The organism is Arsenophonus sp. ENCA (genome assembly GCF_002287155.1).
Classification (GTDB): Bacteria; Pseudomonadota; Gammaproteobacteria; order Enterobacterales; family Enterobacteriaceae; genus Arsenophonus; species Arsenophonus nilaparvatae.
Genome location: NZ_NHNG01000423.1, coordinates 1 through 2011 on the forward strand (window position 1 = coordinate 1; position 2011 = coordinate 2011).

5 protein-coding genes are annotated in these 2011 nt (G+C 38.8%); 1 reads left to right on the plus strand and 4 read right to left on the minus strand.

What is annotated here, in order from left to right; translation table 11 throughout:
• The coding region (locus CBG25_RS11050; RefSeq protein WP_290604843.1) for a hypothetical protein at positions 1-182 on the minus strand (182 nt) is incomplete at its 3' end.
• 252 nt (positions 183-434) lie between these two features.
• Between CBG25_RS11050 and CBG25_RS11055 the strand changes: the two genes are divergently transcribed.
• On the plus strand, positions 435-947 hold the full coding sequence (locus CBG25_RS11055; RefSeq protein ID WP_290606644.1) for a hypothetical protein: 513 nt from the start codon (positions 435-437) through the stop codon (positions 945-947).
• Here the strand turns inward: CBG25_RS11055 and CBG25_RS11060 are convergent.
• The 3 genes from CBG25_RS11060 to CBG25_RS11070 form a co-directional block, all read right to left on the minus strand.
• A complete protein-coding gene (locus CBG25_RS11060; protein WP_290606646.1) occupies positions 944-1213 on the minus strand; it encodes a hypothetical protein in 270 nt (89 codons plus the stop codon). The two genes, CBG25_RS11055 and CBG25_RS11060, sit on opposite strands and share 4 nt — an antisense overlap.
• A 100-nt stretch (positions 1214-1313) precedes the next feature.
• Complete coding sequence (locus CBG25_RS11065; protein WP_290606648.1) at positions 1314-1481, minus strand: hypothetical protein; 168 nt, start codon at positions 1479-1481, stop codon at positions 1314-1316.
• Between the two features lie 5 nt (positions 1482-1486).
• Positions 1487-1822 (minus strand): RusA family crossover junction endodeoxyribonuclease, encoded by a 336-nt coding sequence (locus CBG25_RS11070; protein ID WP_290606650.1) that lies wholly within the window; start codon positions 1820-1822, stop codon positions 1487-1489.
• Positions 1823-2011 lie beyond the last annotated feature (189 nt).

Here is a 2011-nt window from a genome sequence, read left to right on the forward strand (position 1 = left end):
GAAGGTTCAACTAATCGCCATAGGTCTTTAGGGCGGAAACATCTACTTTTTAACCATCGGCTAACCGTGTCATGAGATAAAGGCGATGGGCTGACTTCTGATAACGCCAAACTAGAGTATCTTACACTGCTTACTTGCAAGAATATTTTATAGATATCTTTAATGCATGGATAACCGGACAAAATATGAACATCCTGATTTTTTCTTGTTTTTAAATTTATACTTCTTTTTTAGAGACTGCGAAACTCGTGTATTTATTTTCGAGTGTTTGAATGATGGGGTATGTTTCTTCTGAGTTCTTTTTTAGTTTGCAAAAATCTATCTGTTTCCAACTTTACGCCGATAGCTTGCCGACCTAATACCATCTGGCGACGCATTATCGTATCTGATATTCTAAAATTGATAAAAGTAACAATTGTTAGCGGAGTAACTTAATGAAATTATTTATGGTTGACCGCCGCGGATTATACGCAACAGGCGATGTCGTCGTGCCTAAGCGATTCACTGACATCAGTCCCGCTAAAATGTCATTGCTAGTAGACAAACTTTTTCCATGTGGACTTGCTCCACAAGGAGAAAGCTACTTCATTAACAATAGAGCAAAAATTTACAAACAAAGCGAATTCATTGACTGGGGGCTTGAGTTTTACCGAAGATGTGTCTACCCAGAAAAACCATCTCGTTACACATCACTCTTTGCCTGGGATAGTGTGGAAAAAGCCAGGCACTTTCGGCTTACAGACGGAAAACCATCCGATAAAATTTTCACAATACAAACGGATATTTACCACCGTGGGGATATGTCACTATTAAACAATAATCAAACAGTTCTAGCATTTACCAATATAATGGATCTTTACTGGTCAGGAAAAACTTTTAACTCAGAGCCAATATGGGAATACATTTGCCCTCTGCCCATCACTATCAGTGCGGAAATTCCTGATTAGTCCACTTCGTCCCAGTAAAGACCTTTCGCTGCACAGTGAAATCGGTAGGGGTAAGAGTAACCCGCTTTAACATCACCAACCATGACACCACTTTCTTTGAAAGTCGTCTCTTCATTTTTCAGCTTCGATAAGGCATGTTCAAAAGCCACTATTGCGGTATGAACGTCTTCACTCTCGACATACAGCGAAAATCCTTTAACTTTCGAGTCCCAAGTTAAAGGTTTTGAATTTAGTTGATGGTGATGATGATTAAGATGCTTTGGCATATGACATCGAAGTTGGAAATGATTTTGATTTATTCCAATGCTCGTTAAAATTGGAAAAGTAGTTAGCTGAATAATGCAAGTTCGTTGAAGGTGATATAAATTAATTTTTGATACTAATTTTGATTGATGCTGAAATAATAAAAACAACAAATAACAACCAGCCCCAGCCCGGCTTGCTGTGATAAATTAAAAAAGCAGTAGATAAAAAACCACTTATGGGTATTGCAGCCCATGCAACAATCACCATAATGTCACGAAATTCTTTCATAGTGCTTACTCGCAATACTCGTTAATAACGACAATACACTTACCGCCTTTCACGCCGCCGTTATTGTTAATCTTCTCAATAGTCATCACGCGGACTTGACTATCGTCGTTCCACACTTTGGCCCCAGTTAATGAATCGAGTACGCCTTTGGAATAATTATCCACGTCACGTTTTATTTTATTTGGGAGGTACAGTCTCATCGATACGGATACCTCACCCTGAAATTTATCATGACCAGCTTTATCACGAAGTTCATTAACAATTTTTATCGTTTTAGCTTTGAATGCTTTGGCTTTATCACTCAAGTAGGGACGTTTTGAATTATAAGCGTGTTGCTTAATAGTGAAATAAGGGTGTTTCGGTGATTGAAGTAAATTTTACACTGTTCTGAGATGGAAATTCCAAAGACCTGCGCTAAGGAGTAAGAAGGTATCATCAATAAAGGGTCTACGATTCCGTAAAATTTGGGTCATGCAACCGAGGCGCTTGATACCCGCGATGGCGTGTTCAACTGTAATACGGATGCCCGA

What these genes read in the sequence shown, in the direction of transcription:
- CBG25_RS11055 (WP_290606644.1), top strand. Translation starts at nt 435, where the DNA reads ATGAAATTATTTATGGTTGACCGCCGCGGATTATACGCAACAGGCGAT.
- CBG25_RS11060 (WP_290606646.1), bottom strand. Translation starts at nt 1,213, where the DNA reads ATGCCAAAGCATCTTAATCATCATCACCATCAACTAAATTCAAAACCT.
- CBG25_RS11065 (WP_290606648.1), bottom strand. Translation starts at nt 1,481, where the DNA reads ATGAAAGAATTTCGTGACATTATGGTGATTGTTGCATGGGCTGCAATA.